The organism is Sphingopyxis panaciterrulae, from assembly GCF_014199295.1.
Classification (GTDB): Bacteria; Pseudomonadota; Alphaproteobacteria; order Sphingomonadales; family Sphingomonadaceae; genus Sphingopyxis; species Sphingopyxis panaciterrulae.
Genome location: NZ_JACIJH010000005.1, coordinates 142,331 through 159,591, shown reverse-complemented (window position 1 = coordinate 159,591; position 17,261 = coordinate 142,331). Strand labels below are relative to the sequence as shown.

Here is a 17,261-nt window from a genome sequence, read left to right as displayed (position 1 = left end):
CGAGACAATCCACCACCGTAGCTTTCAATTCAGAGGACGAGGACATGATCGATTTCCGCATCGAACCCGAATTGCAGGCGAAGCTCGACTGGATGGCGACCTTCGTCCGCGCGGAATGCGAGCCGATGGACATGCTCTTCCCCGGTCATGGCGCGCCCTATGACGTCGCGAACGCGGAAGCGCGGGCGCATTTGAAACCGCTGCAGGATCGGGTGAAGGCGCAGGGGCTATGGGCATGCCACCTCGGCGCCGAGCTGGGCGGGCCCGGATACGGCCAGCTCACGCTCGCCCTGATGAACGAGATATTGGGGCGCAGCTATTGGGCGCCGACCGTCTTCGGCACCGCCGCGCCCGACACCGGCAACAGCGAGATCCTCGCGATGTTCGGGACGAAGGAACAGAAGGAACGATATCTCCAGCCGCTGATGGACGGCGAGATCGTGTCCTGCTTTTCGATGACCGAGCCGCAGGCGGGCGCCGATCCCAAGGAATTCACCTGTCGCGCGTGGCGCGAGGGCGACGAATGGGTGATCGAGGGCGAGAAATGGTTCTCTTCGAACGCCCGCTTCGCGGCTTTCCTGATCGCGATGGTGGTGACCAACCCCGAAAATCCGCCCCATGAACGCATGTCGATGCTGATCGTGCCGACTGACACGCCGGGAGTCGAGTTCGTCCGCCATTCGCAGACGATGGGCGACAGCAAGGGACAGGACGACGGCACCCACGCCTATATCCGCTATGACAAGGTGCGCGTGCCGCTCGACGCGATGCTCGGCGGCCCCGGCGAAGGCTTCAAGGTCGCGCAGGCGCGCCTCGGCGGCGGACGCGTCCATCATGCGATGCGGACCGTCGGCAAGTGTCAGCGCGCCATCGACATGATGCTCGAACGCGCGGTGTCGCGGCGGACGCAGGGCAAGCCCCTCAGCGAGCACCAATTCGTGCAGGGCGCGATCGCCGACTCGATCATCGAGCTCGAACAGTTCCGCCTGCTCGTGCTGAAGACCGCGTGGATCATCGACAATGAGGAGCATGGCGCCGCACGCACGCATATCGCGATGTGCAAGGTGCAGATGGCGAAAGTCTATCACGATATCGTCCAGCGCGCGATCCAGCTTCACGGCAGCCTCGGCATGACGCTCGAAACGCCGCTGGCCGACATGTGGATGGGGCTGCCCGCGATGGCGCTGGCCGATGGCCCGACCGAGGTCCACAAGGTGCAGGTCGCCAACGCCCATCTCAGGACCGCAAGGCCCGCGCCGGGGCTGTTCCCCAGCGAGCATATCCCGACCCGCCTTGCCGCCATCCGCGAAAGGAGCGTCGCATGACCCCCGATCCGCTGTTCGATTTCACCGGCAAGGTCGCGCTCGTCACCGGCGGATCGCGCGGGCTCGGCTATCGCATGGTCAAGGCGCTCGCCGAGCGCGGCGCCGACGTCATCGTCGCGAGCCGCAAGCTCGACAAATGCGAGGAGGTCGCGGGCGAATGCCGCGCACTGGGACGCCGCGCGCTGGCGCATGGCGTCCATTGCGGGCGCTGGGACGAGATCGACGGCCTGATCGCCGCCGCCTATGCCCAGTTCGGCCGCGTCGACATCCTTATCAACAACGCCGGCATGTCGCCGCCCTGCCCCAGCCACGAGATGCCCGAAAACCTGTTCGATTCGGTGATGAACCTGAACTTCAAGGGACCGTTCCGCCTTGCAAGCCAGGTCGCGCACCGGATGAGCCAGGGCGACGGCGGCTGCATCATCAACATCAGTTCGACCGGCGCCCTGATGGCGCTGCCGATGGTCGTGCCCTATGGCTCCGCGAAGGCGGCGCTGAACGCGATGAGCGTTTCGCTGAGCCGCGAATATGCGCCGAAGGTACGGGTGAACACGATCAGCCCCGGCCCCTTCCTGACCGACATCGCCGAGGCGTGGGAACCCAGGAAACGCGAGGCGCAGCCCGTCGCGCTCGGGCGGCCCGGACGGCCGGAGGAAATCGTCACGGCGGCTCTGATGCTCGCGAGCCCCGCCTCCTCCTACACGACCGGCGCGCTCGTCCGCGTCGACGGGGGGCAGCGCTGATGCCGCGCGCGGTGCTGACCGATAGGCTCGGTCCGCCGTCGCTCTATCGGCTCGTCGAGCATGATCCGGGCCCGCCGTCGCCGACCCAGTTGCGCATCGCGATCCGCGCGGCCGGGATCAGCTTCGTCGACGTGCTGACCGCGGCCGGCGGCTATCAGGTGAAGCCGCCGCTGCCCTATATCCCCGGCAGCGAATGCGCGGGGGTGGTCGATGCGGTCGGCGCGGAGGCGACCGGTTTCGCAGTCGGCGACCGCGTCGTCGCGAGCGGGTGGGGCGGGCTGTTCGCCGAAGCCGCCAACCTCCCCGCGCGCACGGTGCGCCCGATGCCCGCGGCGCTGTCGTTCGAGGAAGCAGCGGTTTTTCCCGTCAGCTATGCGACCGCCTGGCACGCGCTGGTCGACCGCGCCCGGTTGCAGGCGCGCGAAAGCCTGCTCGTCCTCGGCGCGGGCGGCGCGACGGGTTATGCCGCGGTGCAGATCGGCAAGCATCTCGGCGCGCGCGTTCTGGCATCGGCGTCGAGCGAGGCGAAACGCGCGCTCGCGATCGCGGGTGGCGCCGATGCCGCGATCGACGCGCGCGGCGAAGACTGGCGCGCCGCCGTGAAGGCCGCGAACGGCGACAGGGGCGTCGACGTCGTCTTCGACCCCGTCGGCGGCGAGGCCACCGAAGCCGCCTTCCGCTCGCTCGCATGGAACGGCCGCCATCTGGTCGTCGGCTTTCCCGCCGGCATCGCCGCGCTGCGGTCCAACCTGCCGCTGCTCAAGGGCGGCGCGCTGATCGGCGTCGACATCCGCCAGTTCGGCCTGTTCGAGCCGGAAAAGAGCAACGCGAACCGCGACCGGATTTTCGCGCTGGCGGCCGCGGGGACGCTGCGTCCCGCCGTCGCCAAGAGCTATCCCTTGCCGGAGTTTCGCGCCGCGATGGAAGAAGCCGCGGCAGGCAAGAGCGCCGGGCGGATCGTGCTGACGATGGACTAGCCCCAGTTCGCCGTCCGTTCGGCCAGGCACGCGCGCCAGTCGGGGATCGCCGGCAACGCCTCGAACGCGCGGGCCAGCCGCGCGACGAGATCGGCCACGGGCTCAACCGCATCGATCAGCCCGGCACTCTGCCCCGCGCTCCAGATATCGCGCCATGGCATCACGCCCTCGGGCATGTCCGAGCGTATATTGGGCAGCGTTCGGGGGTCGAGGCCGACCGCCTCGATCGATTGCCGCATCCAGTGCGCGGGCACGCCGTTCATCGCGGCCGAGGCGACGATATCGTCGGCGCTCACCGTCGGGATCATCGCGCGGTGTCCCTCGACAACGCCGCTTTCGGGCGTCGCGATGAAGCGCGTGCCCATGCAGGCGATATCGCCGCCGAGCGCGAGCGCCGCGGCGATGCCATGGGCGTCGGCGATGCCGCCGGCGACGATCAGCAGCCCGTCGAACATCCTCCGCACTGCGGGGACGAAGGCCATCGGGGTCAGGAAGCCCGTATGCCCGCCCGCGCCCGCGCAGGTCAGCATCAGTCCGTCGGCGCCCGCGGCGATCGCCTTCTCGGCATGCTTCATCGTCGTGACATCGTGAATGACATGGCCGCCCCATCCATGCACCCGCTCAACCAGCGCGGACGGATCGCCGAGGCTCGAGAGCACGAGCGGCACGCGGTAGCGCTCGAGCAGCGCGATGCGGTCGGCCGCCGCCGGGTCGCGGCCCCAGCGCGCGGGCAGGTTGACGATCGGCGGCGCGCCGTCGGTTTCGGCCAGCGCCTTCAGATACGCCTCGAACCGGTCGGACGGCGTATAGGTCCCACCCTGCCAGCCGCCGATCACCCCCGCGCGGCAGCAGGCGACGGCGAGCGGCACAGCCGAGGCGAAGCTCATCGGCGCGCACATCAAGGGCAGCGACAGCTTCGCGAGCATGGCGGTCAGGCGGTCGCCTTCAGCGCATCGAGCATCCGCACGAAGTGAGCTGCGTTCCATACGTCCTGATCCTCGCCCCAGCCGATGCCGCCGTCGATGTCCCAGCGCATCAACTGGTTCACGCCATAGCCCGCCTCGCTCATCGTCGAAACCACGAACCCTTCGCTGACCATGTCGCGGCCATGCTCGTCGACGAGCTCGACCTGCATATGGGTGCTCCAGCCGGTCTTCGGGTTGCGAAAACTCCGCATCCGCGACCGTGCCGCATCGAGGCCGCCGAATTGGCCGTCGCGACGAATCCAGCCGGCGTTCATCGGCGCCCATCCGTCGGCGCCCCCATCGGCGACGCGTACGAAGCCGAGGAATCCGGTACCGTCGCGGCGGTGGCCGAAGATATATTGGATTCGCCCACGACCCCGCTCGCGCTCGATCTCGCGCCAGCGCGCGCCGCCGGGATGCTTTACCCGATCGAGATCGCTCGCATAGCTTTTCGGACTCGCGGCATAGGGTCCGCCGCGCGGTCCCCAGGTGCGGTCGCGCACCCCGATCCCGTCGATGCGGATGCGCTCGCCGCGCAACGTCATCCAGCCCTCGACATGGCCGAGCTGGTCGTAATGCGGCGTCGCCATGAAAGGCGGCTTGCCCGGCGGGAAGCGGTGCGGCGGATGGAGGCCGGTGTGCGTGAAATCGAGCGCGAAGCCCCGCGCCGGATCGTCATAGACCAGATGATATTTCATCCCCGGCTCGATCATCTTCAAGGAATAGCCGCCGCCATGTCTGTCGCCGGGGAAGACGATGTCGGTCAGGTCGGGCGCATCGGGCATCGGCGCCTCTTCGACCTTGCGGTAATAGGCCATGCGCGCCGGATCATAGCCCTCGTCGTCCCATGCGAAGATGCGCCAGGTCACGCTCTTGCGGTTGGGATAATAGGGCGCGTGAATCCAGCAGCCGATCTTGCGCTCGGGAATGTTGAACGACCACCAGTTGGTCTCGGTCTCATAGGGATCGTCGGACAGGGGATGATAGCGATCATCCTCCGGCTTGAACGCGAGATCGTCGGTCATGAAAGCCCCTCCAGTTCGTCGAGCGCGGCCACGAACAGCGCCGCAATGCGGCCGACGTCGGCAACCTTTTCGGCATCGGCGATCACGCCCATGTCGAGATTGCCGCCGCTGCGCCGCGAGGTGATGTTGAGAAAGCGGCCCGATCCGATGATCGGCACCGGATAATTGTGAAGCTGGCGAAACCCCGCATAGCTGCGCGCATCGGCGGGGCCGGGAACGTTCGATAGCGTCAGATTGCCGGGGAGCAGCCTTTTGCCGCCCGCCATGCGCTCGGCAAAGGCGGCGCGGCGGTCGCGCGCGCCATAGGGCTTCTCGGCAGCGTCGAGCAACGCCTCGTCATGCCCGGTGCGCCGCATCTCGGCCGCCATCGACGCCTGGATCGCGCGGAGCCGTTCGATCGGATCGGCCAGATGCGTCGCGAGGTGCGGGTGCAGCGCGACGATGCGGTTGCCGAACGGCCCATGTTCGTCACGGCGGTAGGAGCGCGCCGAATTGACGACGAGCGGCGTATCGGGAAGGTCGCCGATTGCGAGGAGATGCTTACGCAGCGCGGCGCTCGCAAGGGTCAGGAAGACGTCGTTGACCGTCGCCCCCTGCGCCTTACCCACCGCTTTCACGCGCGCGAGCGGCAGGCTGATGGTCGCATAGCGGCGCTCGCCCGAGGTCGGGCCCGACATTTTGAGCTGGGGGGTAGGCGCGCGCTCGTCCTTGAACGATTCGAGCGCCGCGAGCGCTTCCTTGCGCCGCGCCGACTGTTCGGTGCGCAATCCCTCTTCGGCGGCGAAGCGCGCCTCTGCCCGCTGGCGCCACTTTTCGGGCTCGGGCAAACGTGCATCGACGAAGCGCGCGGTTGCGGGCGGGGCCGCATCGCTGAGCAGGCCGAGAATGGTCTGGAAGCCGATGCCGTCGGCGACGCTGTGGTGCATCTTGAGATAGAGGGCGCTGCCACCACCCGCGAGCCGCTCGAAGAGGTGCGCGGCGAACGGCGGACCCGACAGGTCGAGCCGACGCATGTTGAGCCGCGCCACGGCAGCGTATAGTTCAGCCTCGCTCCACGCCCCGTCATGGGACTCGACGACGACGAGCGTTTCGAGGTCAGCACGAGCGATGTCGGCCCAGACATCGCTGTCATAGCCGTCGGGTGCCTGATGCAGGCGCGCCAGGAGCGGCGTCGCGGGCAATCGGTCGGCGAACTGGCGCCGGATCGCCGCCGCGAAGTCGGCCCATCGGTCGTCCGGAACGTCGAGCAGGATAAGCGCGCCGACATGCATCGGCGAGGCGTCGGTTTCCGACAGGATCATGAAATGGTCGTCGGGACGCAGCCGCCGTACGCCCGGGGCGAGTTGCAGGCTGTCGGCCGCGTTCACCGCCTACCAGCCCGCCTGCGCCGCGGCGCGCGCGCGATGTTCGGCCGGACTGCCGAGCCAGGCGCGGTCGAAGACGGCACGACGGAACCAGTAGCCCAGCCCATATTCCCACGTATAGCCGATGCCGCCATGCGCCGCGACCGCCGCACGCGTCGCGCGGACATAGACGTCGCAAAGATGCGCCTTCGCCATCGCCGCGGCGCGCGGGGCATCGGATAGCCCGGCATCCCAGGCATAGGCCGCATACCAGACAAGCGCGCGCGCCGGCTCGACATCGAGCGCCATGTGCGCAAGCTGGTGCTTCAGCCCCTGGAAGCGGCCGATCGGCTGACCGAACTGCTCGCGTTCCTTGGCATAGGCGACGCTCATGTCGGTGACCTTCTGCGCGCCGCCGAGCGCGTCGGCAGCGACGAGGACGAGCGCCGCATCGGCCAGCCGCGCAGTCATCGGGTCGGCCGCCTCGAAAAGTCGCTCCCCCGCACCGTCGGCGATTTCGACTTTCGATACCGGCCGGCTGCGGTCGGACGCCCTGACCGCCTCGATCGTCACGCCTTCGCTCGCGGGTACGAGGCGTACCCCGGCATCGCGGTCGACGATCAGGAAAAGATCGGCGGCGCGGGCGCAGGGGACGAAGGCGCTGCCGCCATGCACCAGCGTCGCGACACGCTCGCCGCTCGCCAGCGGATCGAGAAACTCTCCGCCCTTGCCGCTCGCCGCCGCCGCGGCCACCGCGAGCCATTGCCCGATCAGGGGGCCGGCCGCGGCCGCCTCGCCCGCCACCTCGCAGGCGAGCGCGGCTTCGAGAAGGCCCATGCCGCTGTCCGGCAACAGGATGCCGCCAAGCCCCAGCGCCATCAGCGCGCGCCAGCTCTCGCCGTCGAAATCCGCATCGCCATCGGCAAAGGCATGGATGCGCTCGATCGGCCATGCGTCGGCGAGCGTGCCGCGCACCGCATCCTGAATTGCCGTCTGCTCTTCGGTCAGGTGGAAATGCATGGGTTCAGCGCTCGCCGCTCATCGCGAGGTCGCGCGGCAGGCCGAGTCCCCTTTCGCCGATGATGTTGCGCTGGATGTTCGACGCCCCGCCCGCGATCGAATTGCCGAGGCTGCCCATGATCTGATCCATCCATTTTTCGGGGCCGCGCGGCCCGCGGTTGCCGCGGCCGCCCGCACCAGCGGGTTCGACGAAACCATGCTCTCCGATCAGATCCTGCGCGAGCAGCGCCATGTCGTGCCCGATCTCCGTCAGCAGCAACTTCATCATCAGCGGCACCGCGCCCGCATCCTCGCCCGCGGCGGCGCAACTGAAGATGCGATAGCTCGAATAGCGGTGCGAGAGGACGAAACCCTCGATCTGCGTCAGCCTGTCGCGCACGATCGGATCGTCGATCCGGCCGACCTCCTTCGCAAGCTCAACGAGCTTCGCGAACTGCTTGCCCAGCCCGTCGGCGCCGCCGATGCTGGCGCGCTCGTGCTTCAGCGTCGTGCGGCTGACATACCAGCCCTGTCCGCGCTCGCCGACCTGCCAAGTCACCGGGGTCTCGGCATTGTCGAAGAAGAATTCGCAGAAGGTATGGTCGCCCGCTTCGCCCGTCATCTGCCGGATCGGACGCCGCGTGACACCGGGCTGGTCCAGGTCGATGAGCAGATAGGTGATGCCGTCATGCTTGGGCGCATCGGGCTCGGTGCGCACGAGCATGAACATATGCGTCGCCTGCATCCCCTGCGAGGTCCAGATCTTCTGCCCGTTGATGATCCACTTGCCGCCGTCCGCCGACAATTCGCCCCGCGTCCGCACGCTTGCGAGGTCCGATCCCGCGCCGGGCTCGGAATAGCCCTGGCCCCAGATATAATCGCCTTCGAGCGTCTTGCGGATGAAGAGCTCCTTCTGCGCGTCGGTGCCCTTTTCGAGCAGGGTCGGCACGGTCATGTTCACGCCATTGCCGCCCACCTCCGTCGGCGCGTGCGCGCGCGCGAACTCCTCGCGGATCACCTGGGCGCGGATGACATCGACCGGTTGTTCGGACCCGCCATAACGCTTCGGGATCGCGCGATAGAGATAACCCTGATCTATCGCGAGTGCGCGGAAAGTGCGGATGAACTGCCGAAGGTCGGTTCCACGCATATCCGATGGCGGCGGCCAGTGGAGCGACAGGAAGGCCCGCACCTCGGCGCGGAAGGCCTCGGCGGCTTCGCCATAGCTCAGATCCATCGCACGCTCTCCCTCTTCTCCGTCGATTCTATGCCTGACTTATATAACTACGTCAAACATGTTGTGCGATGTTCATCCTATCGGTAGGAGGCTCGCATGACCGAGCACGAACGCCCGATCCCGCATTATTTCGTCCGCGACGGAGAGGCTTTCGTGCCGTCGGGGCTCGCGCGCAATCCATGGTTCGCCAACGCCGTGGCGGGCGGACCGATCGCCGCGCTGATCGGTCAGCTCATCGAGGAAGCGCGATTCGACGCCGGCCTCGAAATCTGCCGTTTGACGATCGACATATTGGGCGTCGTGCCGCACGCTCCGCTGACGGCGCGTTTCGTGCCGGTGCGCGAGGGACGGCAGGCACAGTTCCACCGCATCGAGCTGCTCGCGGGAGACCGGCCGGTAACGCAAGCCCATCTGGTCCTCGCACGCGGGCTCGACACCCCGCCCTGCCCTGCACCGCAACCGCACCCGGCGCCCGAGGAGGTGGAGGAACGCAACTTCCTTGCCGGCGCAACGATGGCGGGCGCGATCCGGACGCGGCCGATCATGGGCGAAGCGCGCGCGCCGGGACGCGGCGTCGTGTGGATGCGGATGGACGGCGAAGTCGTGCTCGGCACGCCGGCGTCGCCCTTTGCCAAGGCCTGCTTGTTCGCCGATTTCGGCAATGGAGTCGGCAGCGCGACGCACGCCGAGGCATGGAGCTACGCCAACCTCGATATCTCGATCCAGTTCTTTCGCCGTCCGCGCGGCGAATGGTTTCTGCTCGACGCCTTCACCGAAGGCGCGGGCAACGGGCACGCCGTGGCGCAGAATCTGTTTGCCGATATCGACGGCGTCTATGCCAAGGGCACGCAGACCATCTTCGTCGCACCGGGACGCAGCATATTCTGACGCCCGCTATTCGCCCTTGAACAGCGGCGCGCGCTTCCCGGTCACCGCCGCCAGCCCTTCGCGATGATCCTCGCTGCCGAGCAGCAGCGCCTGATTCGACAGGTTCGCCTGCCACTCGGCCTCCATGCTGCTTTCGAGCGCGCGCTGCATCGACTGCTTGACCGTCGCATAGGCGAGCGGAGCCGAAGCGGCGAGCTCGCGCGCAAGATCCAGGCCGCGACTTTCCAGATCGTCACGCGCGACCACTTCGCCCACCAGCCCGATCGCGAGCGCTTCATCGGCGCGGACCTGCTTGCCGCGCAGGCACATCTCCATCGCGCGGCCGAGCCCGACAAGGCGCGGCAAGAGAAAGATGCCGCCGAGCGGCGGCATGATGCCAAGGCGAATCCAGCTTTCCTGGAACATCGCATTGTCGGCGGCGACGCGAAAGTCGCAGGCGAGCGCAAGTTCGCATCCCACCGTCACCGCCGCCCCCTGGACCAGCGCAAGCGTCGGCTTGGGGCAGCGATAGATGGCGCGCGCGGCGCCCTGGAAATTGGCGTAGACGGTGTCCTTGATCTCGCTCGCGCCCATGCCGGTCAGCCGCTGCAGAAAGGCGAAATCAGCGCCGACCGAGAAGTGCTTGCCCTCGGCGGCGAACAGGATCGCGCGTGCATCGCGGTCGGCCGACAGCGCGGCGAAGGCATCGCGGATCTCGCCGAGCATTTCGGGCGACGACGCATTGCCGATATCGGCGCGCGCGACCACGACCGCGGCGATGCCGCCCTCGTGGCGGTCGATACGGATATGCGCGAAATCAGTCACCGCCCCGTTCCTCCTGCTTCTTCTTCTCGCGCCAGACCATCGCGGTCGCGCTGGTCGACAATCCCATATTGAGCGCTTCGGCGTCGAGCGCCGCCTCGAACGCCCAATCCTCGGCATTGTTGAGGTTCGCCTTCATGTAGCGATAGCCCATGCGCGGTCCGTCAGCGAGGCGGCGGGCGGCCTTCATCGTTTCGTCCGCGAGCACCCCATCGTCGAAGAGGCGGGTGTAGAGCCCCTTGGCGAACGCCTCTTCGGCCGACAATTTCTCACCCAGGAAAAAGAGCTCGCGCGCCACGCCAGTGCCGACGATCCGGGTCCAGAACCAGGTCGATCCGAAATCGCCGCTGGCCCCGATGCGGTCGAAGGCGGTGAGAAAAGTCGCGCTCCTTGCGGCAAAGCGCAGGTCGCACGCGCCGGCGATGCCGATTCCTGCGCCGGCGACCGGCCCGTTGACCATCGCGATGGTCGGCTTCGGCATCTCATGGAGCAGGCGCGAGGTTTCCATGAAGCCGCGCAGGCGCGAGAAGCCCTGTTCGGTACGGCTGCCCACCTCCGGGTTCGGCGGCACGACCGCCTTGTCGGCGCCACCCTCCTTCAGGTCGCCGCCGGCGCAGAAGCCGCGCCCCGCGCCGGTCACGATCACGCAGCCGACCGACGAGTCGCGCGCCGCGTCGGCGCATGCATCGGCGAGCGGCGTCATGATCGAACCGGTCAGCGCGTTCAGCCGGTCGGGCCGGTTGAGGGTGATGGTGCGAACGCCTTCCTCGTCGTCGATCAATATTTCGGACATCGCCAAGCCTCCCCGACCCGTTTTCGAAGCGAACGGCGAACGGGTCAATCCCCGCCCAATTCGCGGTGACGCGCGAGCATCCGCACCGCCTTTTCCGCGAGTTCCTCGGGCACCGAAGGATAAAGCGGCAGCGGCCTTTCCTTGTTCGGCAGCGCGATCGTCGCGGTCGCGCGCACCGTTTCCTCGTCGCGCTGGTTGGTGAACTTCACCGCGACGTCGACCAGGCTTTGCCCGCCGTCCTGCCGTTTCGCGAGCACCTCGCCGCTCACGCGCTGGACATCGCCCATATAGTTGAACTTGCGGATCTCGTCATGGACATGGGTGATGACCGCATCGTCGCCCGCCCAGTCGCTGAGATACTGCCACAGATAATTTTCGCGCATCACACCGTAATCATAGGCCATGGGATTGCCGATCGCCTGCGCCCAGACCGGGTCCCAGTGCAGCCGCTGCGCGACGTCGGGAACGCCATATTCATTCTTGATGTAGAAGGCCGGAATGCGCTGCCGGTTCTTGTGCGCGAGACGGTTCGCAGTCGGCGCATAGGGCACGAAGCCATAGCCGCCCGCATGGAAGCAGATCACGTCGGTGACCGTCAGCGGCCCCTTGGCCTGAAGGCCAAGCGAATCGCCCTTCTCGACCTCCTCGAACCAGCGCTTCGCGGCGCCCTGCACCGTCTCCTGCGCATAGATGTCCTCGATCGCCTGCATTTCCTCGTCGGTGTAGCGCGCAGGGTCGATTGCCGAATATTTGCCCTTCTTCGCCGCCGTCTTGCGCTCGGTAAGGACGCGAAGGATGCGATAGACCGCGACGACCTCGCCGCGCTGGTTGATCTTGACGTCGCGGCGGACGCCGATGACCGAACGGCCGGCGAATTCGGACTGCTTCACCTCGCAGCTTTCGTCGCCGTTGAAACTGTAGATGGTGTCCCCAGGGTAGATGGGGCGATAGAAATCCCATTGCGACCCCGACACGAAGACGTGAACGCCCTTGAACAGGCTTTTCCTCAGCGCCTTGATCTCGTCGGGCACCGGGTCGCCGAGCATCGGCTTGTTGATGACGCCCGCCATCATCCCCGGCGCGATCACGCTGCCCCAGCGGGTCTTCTTCGCATAATGGGGGTCGGTGTAGAGCGGCTTGTCGTCGCCCATGCCGTGCGCGAAATTGCGGATATTATCCTCAGTCGCGGTCTGGATATACTCGCGCGTCCTGGCCGCCTGATCGAAGCCGAGCAGCGCCCGTTGCCGATCGATATCCGCATCCGTAATCTCATAGGCGACGGCTTTCTGCCATTCGTCACTCTGCTTGATATCGGTTTTTGCGTCCGCCATGGCTTATCTCCCTTGTCACGAGTTATATAACTAGGTAATACATCCCTATCAGTGAAGCAAGGGGATAGTGCCGCAATGGAAGTTCGCCGCATCAGCGATGCATTGAAGGTGCGCGCGTCGCATCAGGCCAATGAGATCGCGCACGACGATACCAGGCGGCAGATCAGCTTCGCCGAGTGGGACCGCGAAGCCGACGAGGTCGGCGGCGGGCTAGCGGCGGCGGGGCTCGTCCCCGGCGACCGCGTCTTCCTGCCGATCAGCAACGCGCGCGCGGTCGAAATGGCGATCGCGGTGTTCGCGGTGTTCCGCGCCGGCGGCATCGCCTGTCCGATCAACACGCGCCTCAATCCCAGAGAAATCGCCGACTATGCCGCGCTGTGCGAACCACGCTTCTGCCTGACCGACGCACCCGATCTGGTGAAGACCCTCGATCTCGCCGGCTGTTGGCACGTCGACGCGATGCCGCGCGACCTGTCCGCGCTCCCCGATCAGGCCAGCCTCGACCCCGATGCCGACGCCGAAATCCTCGGCACGTCGGGAACGACCGGCAAGATCAAGGGCGTCGTGGTATCGCATCCCGACCTGATGACAGGTGTCACCGGCTATAATCAGGACCGCTCGCGCTCGACCCTGAACGCGCTGCCGCTCACCGGATCGGGCGGCAATATCGGCATCGTCATGCTGCCTGCACGCGGCGGGGCCAAGGCGATCACTCAGCCGAAGTTCGACCCCAAGGGCTTTCTCGAGCTGACGAGAGAAATGCGCCCGAACCTCATCTATCTGGTGCCCTCGATGCTGCGGCTCGTGCTCGATCATCCCGACGTCGGCGATTACGACCTCACGGGGGTCAAATATCTGATGACGGGCACCGCGCCGCTGCCGCACGATTCGGTGATGCGCGCCGCGAAGCTGTGGCCGCACCTGCGCATCCGCAACAGCTATGGCATGTCCGAAGGCGGCGTCGGGCTCGGCACGAACAGCCAGGAACAGGTGATGAAGCCCGGATGCGTCGGCAAGCTGCCCGCGCACATGCAGATCCGCGACGAAAACGGCCATATCGTCACCGAACCCGGCGTCGTCGGCGAAATCTATGGCTGGCAGAAACATCCGCGCCGATACTGGAACGATCCCGAAGCGACGGCGCAAAGCTTCAAGGGCGGCTGGACCAAGACCGGCGACCTCGGCTTCGTCGACGAGGATGGCGATCTGATCATGGCCGGGCGGTCGAAGGAACTGATCATCCGCGGCGGCTACAACATCACGCCGCTCGAGATCGAGACCGCGCTCCATCTCCATCCGGCGGTGCAGCAGGCGGCGGTGGTCGGCGTGCCGCACGAGGTTCTGGGCGAGGATATCGCCGCTGCGGTCACGCTGCGCCCCGGGCAGCGCACCGAGCCCGACGAGATCATCGCCTTCTGCCGCGAGCATCTGGCCGACAACAAGGTGCCGCGCACGCTCCTCATCATCGATGCGATGCCCCTCAACCCCAATGGCAAGATCCTGAAGAAGGAACTGGCGGAGCCACTGGCGAAGGCGGCTGAGGCGCGCCGGGCGGCCTGAACCCCGCCCCGCTTCGTTGGCGGACGCCAACGGGCGGAGCGGACGACGGGGCTCAGCCCTTCAGCGCCTCGAACGGCACATCCTTGTCCATGCGCATTTCGCCGGGCAGGCCGAGCACGCGCTCGGCGATCTGGTTGCGCAGCACCTCGTCTGCGCCGCCCGCGATACGCATCACGGTCGAATAGATATAGTCGTACTGGACGTCGCCCGTTGCGGTGTCGTCCATGTCGGGCGCAATCCCCGAAAGGCCGCGCAGTTCGAGCGCGAGGCCGTTGGTCCTTTGATAGCGGCCGGCATAGGCCAGCTTGACCATCCCCGCGAGCGCACCCGGATTCTCGCCCCTCGACACCATCGTGCGGAGCCGCGCCTGAAAGAAACGCTCGCCCTGCTCGTCGGCGAGCGCGTCGGCGAATTGCAGGCGAACCGCGCGATCGTCGAGCATCGTCCCGCCATGCCCGTCGGAGGTCGCGGCGGCATAGTCCAGCAAGGGTTCGATCCCGCTACGATGCGCGCCCGAGCCCAGCCGCTCGCCCATCAGCACCGTCATGCAGCACGCCCAGCCCTCGCCCTCGGCACCGAGGCGGTTGGCATCGGGGATGCGGACGTCGGTCAGGAAGGTCTCGTTGAACTCGCTCGCACCCGAAATCTGGCGGATCGGGCGGGTCTCGATTCCCGGCGTCTTCATATCGACGACGAAGAAAGTCAGCCCCTTGTGCTTGGGCACGGTCGGATCGGTGCGGACGACGAGGATACCCCAGTCGGTAAGATGCGCCCAGCTCGACCAGACCTTCTGCCCGTTGACGATCCAGTCGCCGCTGCCATCGTCGGCGCGCGACGCCTTGGTGCGCAGTCCCGCAAGGTCCGAGCCGGCGGCCGGTTCGGAGAAGAGCTGGCACCAGGTGATGTCGCCCTTCAGCGTCGCCTCGATGAAGCGCGCCTTTTGCTCGGCAGTGCCATGTTTCGCGATCACGGGCAGCGCCATGCCGGTGCCGATCGAGGTGAAGGGGCCCTTCGGAAGAGGATATTTGCCTTCTTCCTCGGCAAAGATCACCGCCTCGATCCCCGACGCGCCGCGGCCGCCGAGTTCCTTCGGGAAAGTCAGGCCCGACCAGCCCCCGGCATAGAGTTCCCGCATCCAGGCGCGGCCGCGGTCGGCCTCCTCGGTGTCGGGCATCTTCGCGCCCACTGGCAGCTCGTGCGCGGGAGCGTGAGCAGCGAGCCAGGCACGGGCCTCGGCACGGAAGGCGGCTTCCTCAGCGCTGTCGTTGAAATCCATCCTACGCCGCCTTTCCTTGCGCACCGGGCTGCGCGTTCAGCAGCCGGTCGGCCCAGAAGCCGCGATTGCCGAGATGCACCGCCAGCAGCCGCTCGCGCCGGTAATAGAAATGGCAGTTCGCCTCGAACGTATAGCCGATACCGCCATGCACCTGCAGATTCTCACGCGCCGCCATCTCGAAGCATTTGATCCCCGAAAGCCGGGCCGCCGCCGCCGCCGCGGGGAGGTCGTCGGGGGAGGATTCCGCTGCCCAGCCGCCATAATAGGCGTTCGACCGCGCGAGTTCGGTCGCGACCGCGATATCGGCGAGCTTGTGCTTGATCGCCTGGAACCCGCCGAGCGGCCGCCCGAAGATCTGCCGGTCCATCGCATAGTCGCGCGCCATGTGAAGGCAGGCTTCGGCAGCGCCCACGGCTTCGAAGGCCGCCTGCACCGCCGCCTGGTCGATCAGCCGGTCGAGCTTGCCGGCCCCCGGCATCGCCTCGGCCGCGGCATCGGCGAAATCGAGTCGATAATGCGGGCGAAGCTGATCGAAACCGTCGAGCCGCGTTCGCGTCACGCCGGGCTGGTTCAGTTCGACCAGCGCGAAACCGCCGCCGGCGACGAGCACGACCGCGATATCGGCGATTCCGCCGTCGGCAACCGGCAATTTGCTGCCGCTCAATTGTCCGCCGTCCAGCGTCGCCCCGGTAGCGAAGGCCGACCCCGGTCCCTCGGCATAGGCGAAGGTCGCGATCGCGTCGCCCGATGCGAGTTTCGGCAGCCACGCCGCTTTCTGGGCCTCGCTGCCCGCCAGCCGGATCGCTTCCGCGCCCAATATGATCGACGACATGAACGGCACCGCCGCATTGGCGCCGCCGAGCGCTTCCATGATGACGCCGAGGTCGAGCGCGCCGAGCCCCAGTCCCCCATGATCCTCGGGGATCGCGGCCCCCAGGAAGCCCATCTCGGCGAGCGCGCGCCACAGCGGTTCGTCCCACTCCGCGCCCGAATCGATCAGACCGCGAAGCCGGTCGAACGGCGACAGGTCGGCAAGCAGCGCGCGGGCTTGCTCGCCAAGCATTTTCTGTTCATCGCTAAGGTCGAAATTCATCGAAGGACTTGCCCAGTTGTTGCCGTCTGTGTCATAGCGAGTTGTATAACTAGGTCAACCATGAGAAATGCCGGGAGAGGATTCGCTGGCCATGCAATATGAAACCATCCTGGTCGACGTCGCCGACCATGTCGCAACGATCACCCTGAATCGGCCCGAGGCGATGAACAGCTTCACCCGGCAGATGATGACCGAATTCGAATATCTGTGGAAGTGGATTGCGCGCACCGACGACATCCACTGCTGCGTCCTGCGCGCCGCGCCGGGCAAGGCGTGGTGTACCGGCGTCGACGTCAAGGAATCGCAGAAGCCGGGACAGGCGGTCGTCGAACTCGACAACATCTGGCACTGCGAGGACCCCGGTAATACTCTTGGCCCCAAGTCGATGAACTGCTGGAAGCCCGTGATCGCCGCGGTTCACGGCATGGCGGCGGGCGGCGCCTTCTATTGGCTCAACGAGAGCGACATCATCATCTGCTCCGAAGACGCGACCTTCTTCGACCCGCACGTCACCTATGGGATGACGAGCGCGCTCGAACCGATCGGCATGACCTATCACATGCCGCTTCACGATGTGCTGCGCATGGTGCTGCTCGGCAACGACGAGCGGATCGGCGCGGGCACGGCGCTGCGCATCGGGCTGGTGAGCGAGATCACGACGCGCGACGAATTGTGGCCGCGCGCGGAGGAACTGGCGGCCGCCATCGCCGCCAAGCCACCGGCGGCCACCGCGGGTTCGCTGAAGGCCATCTGGCAGTCGCTCGACCTGCCGCGCAGCGTCGCGCTGCAGCAGGGGCTCAAATATTGCCAGATCGGCAACCCGGTCGGCGTTCCGCAGGTCGACCGGGCCGCGCTGATGGCCGACAAGGCCAAGAAATTCACGATCCGCTGAGAGGCCCCGCCGC

The 17,261-nt window shown here is 66.9% G+C and carries 16 protein-coding genes; 6 read left to right on the top strand and 10 right to left on the bottom strand.

Going from position 1 to position 17,261, the window contains the following annotated elements; translation table 11 throughout:
* Positions 1 to 44 precede the first annotated feature (44 nt).
* The 3 genes from FHR21_RS10230 to FHR21_RS10220 are packed head-to-tail and all read left to right on the top strand — an operon-like array spanning position 45 to position 3,045.
* Positions 45 to 1,325, top strand: a complete 1,281-nt coding sequence (locus FHR21_RS10230) for an acyl-CoA dehydrogenase family protein (RefSeq protein ID WP_184097871.1) — start codon at positions 45 to 47, stop codon at positions 1,323 to 1,325.
* A complete protein-coding gene (locus tag FHR21_RS10225) occupies positions 1,322 to 2,068 on the top strand; it encodes an SDR family NAD(P)-dependent oxidoreductase (protein ID WP_184097869.1) in 747 nt (248 codons plus the stop codon). Before FHR21_RS10230 ends, FHR21_RS10225 begins: the two co-directional genes overlap by 4 nt.
* Entirely contained in the window at positions 2,068 to 3,045 is a 978-nt protein-coding gene (locus FHR21_RS10220) for an NADPH:quinone oxidoreductase family protein (protein WP_184097867.1), read from the top strand. The genes FHR21_RS10225 and FHR21_RS10220 overlap by 1 nt, the downstream gene beginning before the upstream one ends.
* Here FHR21_RS10220 and FHR21_RS10215 read toward each other — a convergent pair.
* From FHR21_RS10215 to FHR21_RS10195, 5 genes are read right to left on the bottom strand one after another with little or no spacing between them, the layout of a single operon-like run.
* Positions 3,042 to 3,932 carry an NAD(P)H-dependent flavin oxidoreductase gene (locus FHR21_RS10215; RefSeq protein WP_184097865.1) on the bottom strand — a complete coding sequence of 297 codons (891 nt, stop codon included), beginning with the start codon at positions 3,930 to 3,932 and terminating at the stop codon, positions 3,042 to 3,044. The genes FHR21_RS10220 and FHR21_RS10215 overlap by 4 nt on opposite strands.
* Positions 3,933 to 3,976: 44 nt before the next feature.
* Positions 3,977 to 5,035 (bottom strand): DUF7065 domain-containing protein, encoded by a 1,059-nt coding sequence (locus FHR21_RS10210; protein WP_184097863.1) that lies wholly within the window; start codon positions 5,033 to 5,035, stop codon positions 3,977 to 3,979.
* Positions 5,032 to 6,402 carry a wax ester/triacylglycerol synthase domain-containing protein gene (locus tag FHR21_RS10205; RefSeq protein WP_184097861.1) on the bottom strand — a complete coding sequence of 457 codons (1,371 nt, stop codon included), beginning with the start codon at positions 6,400 to 6,402 and terminating at the stop codon, positions 5,032 to 5,034. Before FHR21_RS10205 ends, FHR21_RS10210 begins: the two co-directional genes overlap by 4 nt.
* Positions 6,403 to 6,405: 3 nt before the next feature.
* Entirely contained in the window at positions 6,406 to 7,398 is a 993-nt protein-coding gene (locus tag FHR21_RS10200) for an acyl-CoA dehydrogenase family protein (RefSeq protein ID WP_184097859.1), read from the bottom strand.
* Between the two features lie 4 nt (positions 7,399 to 7,402).
* On the bottom strand, positions 7,403 to 8,614 hold the full coding sequence (locus FHR21_RS10195; protein WP_184097857.1) for an acyl-CoA dehydrogenase family protein: 1,212 nt from the start codon (positions 8,612 to 8,614) through the stop codon (positions 7,403 to 7,405).
* A gap of 96 nt (positions 8,615 to 8,710) precedes the next feature.
* On the opposite strand from FHR21_RS10195, the gene FHR21_RS10190 reads away from it, so the two are divergent.
* The gene (locus tag FHR21_RS10190) at positions 8,711 to 9,502 is read left to right on the top strand and encodes an acyl-CoA thioesterase domain-containing protein (protein ID WP_184097855.1); all 792 of its coding nucleotides are present in this window, start codon (positions 8,711 to 8,713) and stop codon (positions 9,500 to 9,502) included.
* 6 nt (positions 9,503 to 9,508) lie between these two features.
* Here the strand turns inward: FHR21_RS10190 and FHR21_RS10185 are convergent, their stop codons facing one another.
* The 3 genes from FHR21_RS10185 to FHR21_RS10175 are packed head-to-tail and all read right to left on the bottom strand — an operon-like array spanning position 9,509 to position 12,427.
* A complete protein-coding gene (locus FHR21_RS10185) occupies positions 9,509 to 10,306 on the bottom strand; it encodes an enoyl-CoA hydratase-related protein (protein ID WP_184097853.1) in 798 nt (265 codons plus the stop codon).
* On the bottom strand, positions 10,299 to 11,096 hold the full coding sequence (locus tag FHR21_RS20845) for an enoyl-CoA hydratase-related protein (protein ID WP_184097851.1): 798 nt from the start codon (positions 11,094 to 11,096) through the stop codon (positions 10,299 to 10,301). Before FHR21_RS20845 ends, FHR21_RS10185 begins: the two co-directional genes overlap by 8 nt.
* Before the next feature lie 44 nt (positions 11,097 to 11,140).
* Positions 11,141 to 12,427 (bottom strand): FAS1-like dehydratase domain-containing protein, encoded by a 1,287-nt coding sequence (locus FHR21_RS10175; protein ID WP_184097849.1) that lies wholly within the window; start codon positions 12,425 to 12,427, stop codon positions 11,141 to 11,143.
* 75 nt (positions 12,428 to 12,502) lie between these two features.
* Here FHR21_RS10175 and FHR21_RS10170 point away from each other — a divergent pair, with 75 nt between their 5' ends.
* Complete coding sequence (locus FHR21_RS10170; RefSeq protein ID WP_184097847.1) at positions 12,503 to 13,987, top strand: class I adenylate-forming enzyme family protein; 1,485 nt, start codon at positions 12,503 to 12,505, stop codon at positions 13,985 to 13,987.
* 52 nt (positions 13,988 to 14,039) lie between these two features.
* On the opposite strand, the gene FHR21_RS10165 is transcribed toward FHR21_RS10170, so the two are convergent.
* Both FHR21_RS10165 and FHR21_RS10160 read right to left on the bottom strand, forming a co-directional pair.
* Complete coding sequence (locus tag FHR21_RS10165; RefSeq protein WP_184097845.1) at positions 14,040 to 15,263, bottom strand: acyl-CoA dehydrogenase family protein; 1,224 nt, start codon at positions 15,261 to 15,263, stop codon at positions 14,040 to 14,042.
* 1 nt (position 15,264) lies between these two features.
* On the bottom strand, positions 15,265 to 16,356 hold the full coding sequence (locus FHR21_RS10160; protein WP_184097843.1) for an acyl-CoA dehydrogenase family protein: 1,092 nt from the start codon (positions 16,354 to 16,356) through the stop codon (positions 15,265 to 15,267).
* Positions 16,357 to 16,447: 91 nt separating this feature from the next.
* On the opposite strand from FHR21_RS10160, the gene FHR21_RS10155 reads away from it, so the two are divergent.
* Positions 16,448 to 17,248 carry an enoyl-CoA hydratase/isomerase family protein gene (locus FHR21_RS10155; protein WP_184097841.1) on the top strand — a complete coding sequence of 267 codons (801 nt, stop codon included), beginning with the start codon at positions 16,448 to 16,450 and terminating at the stop codon, positions 17,246 to 17,248.
* Positions 17,249 to 17,261 lie beyond the last annotated feature (13 nt).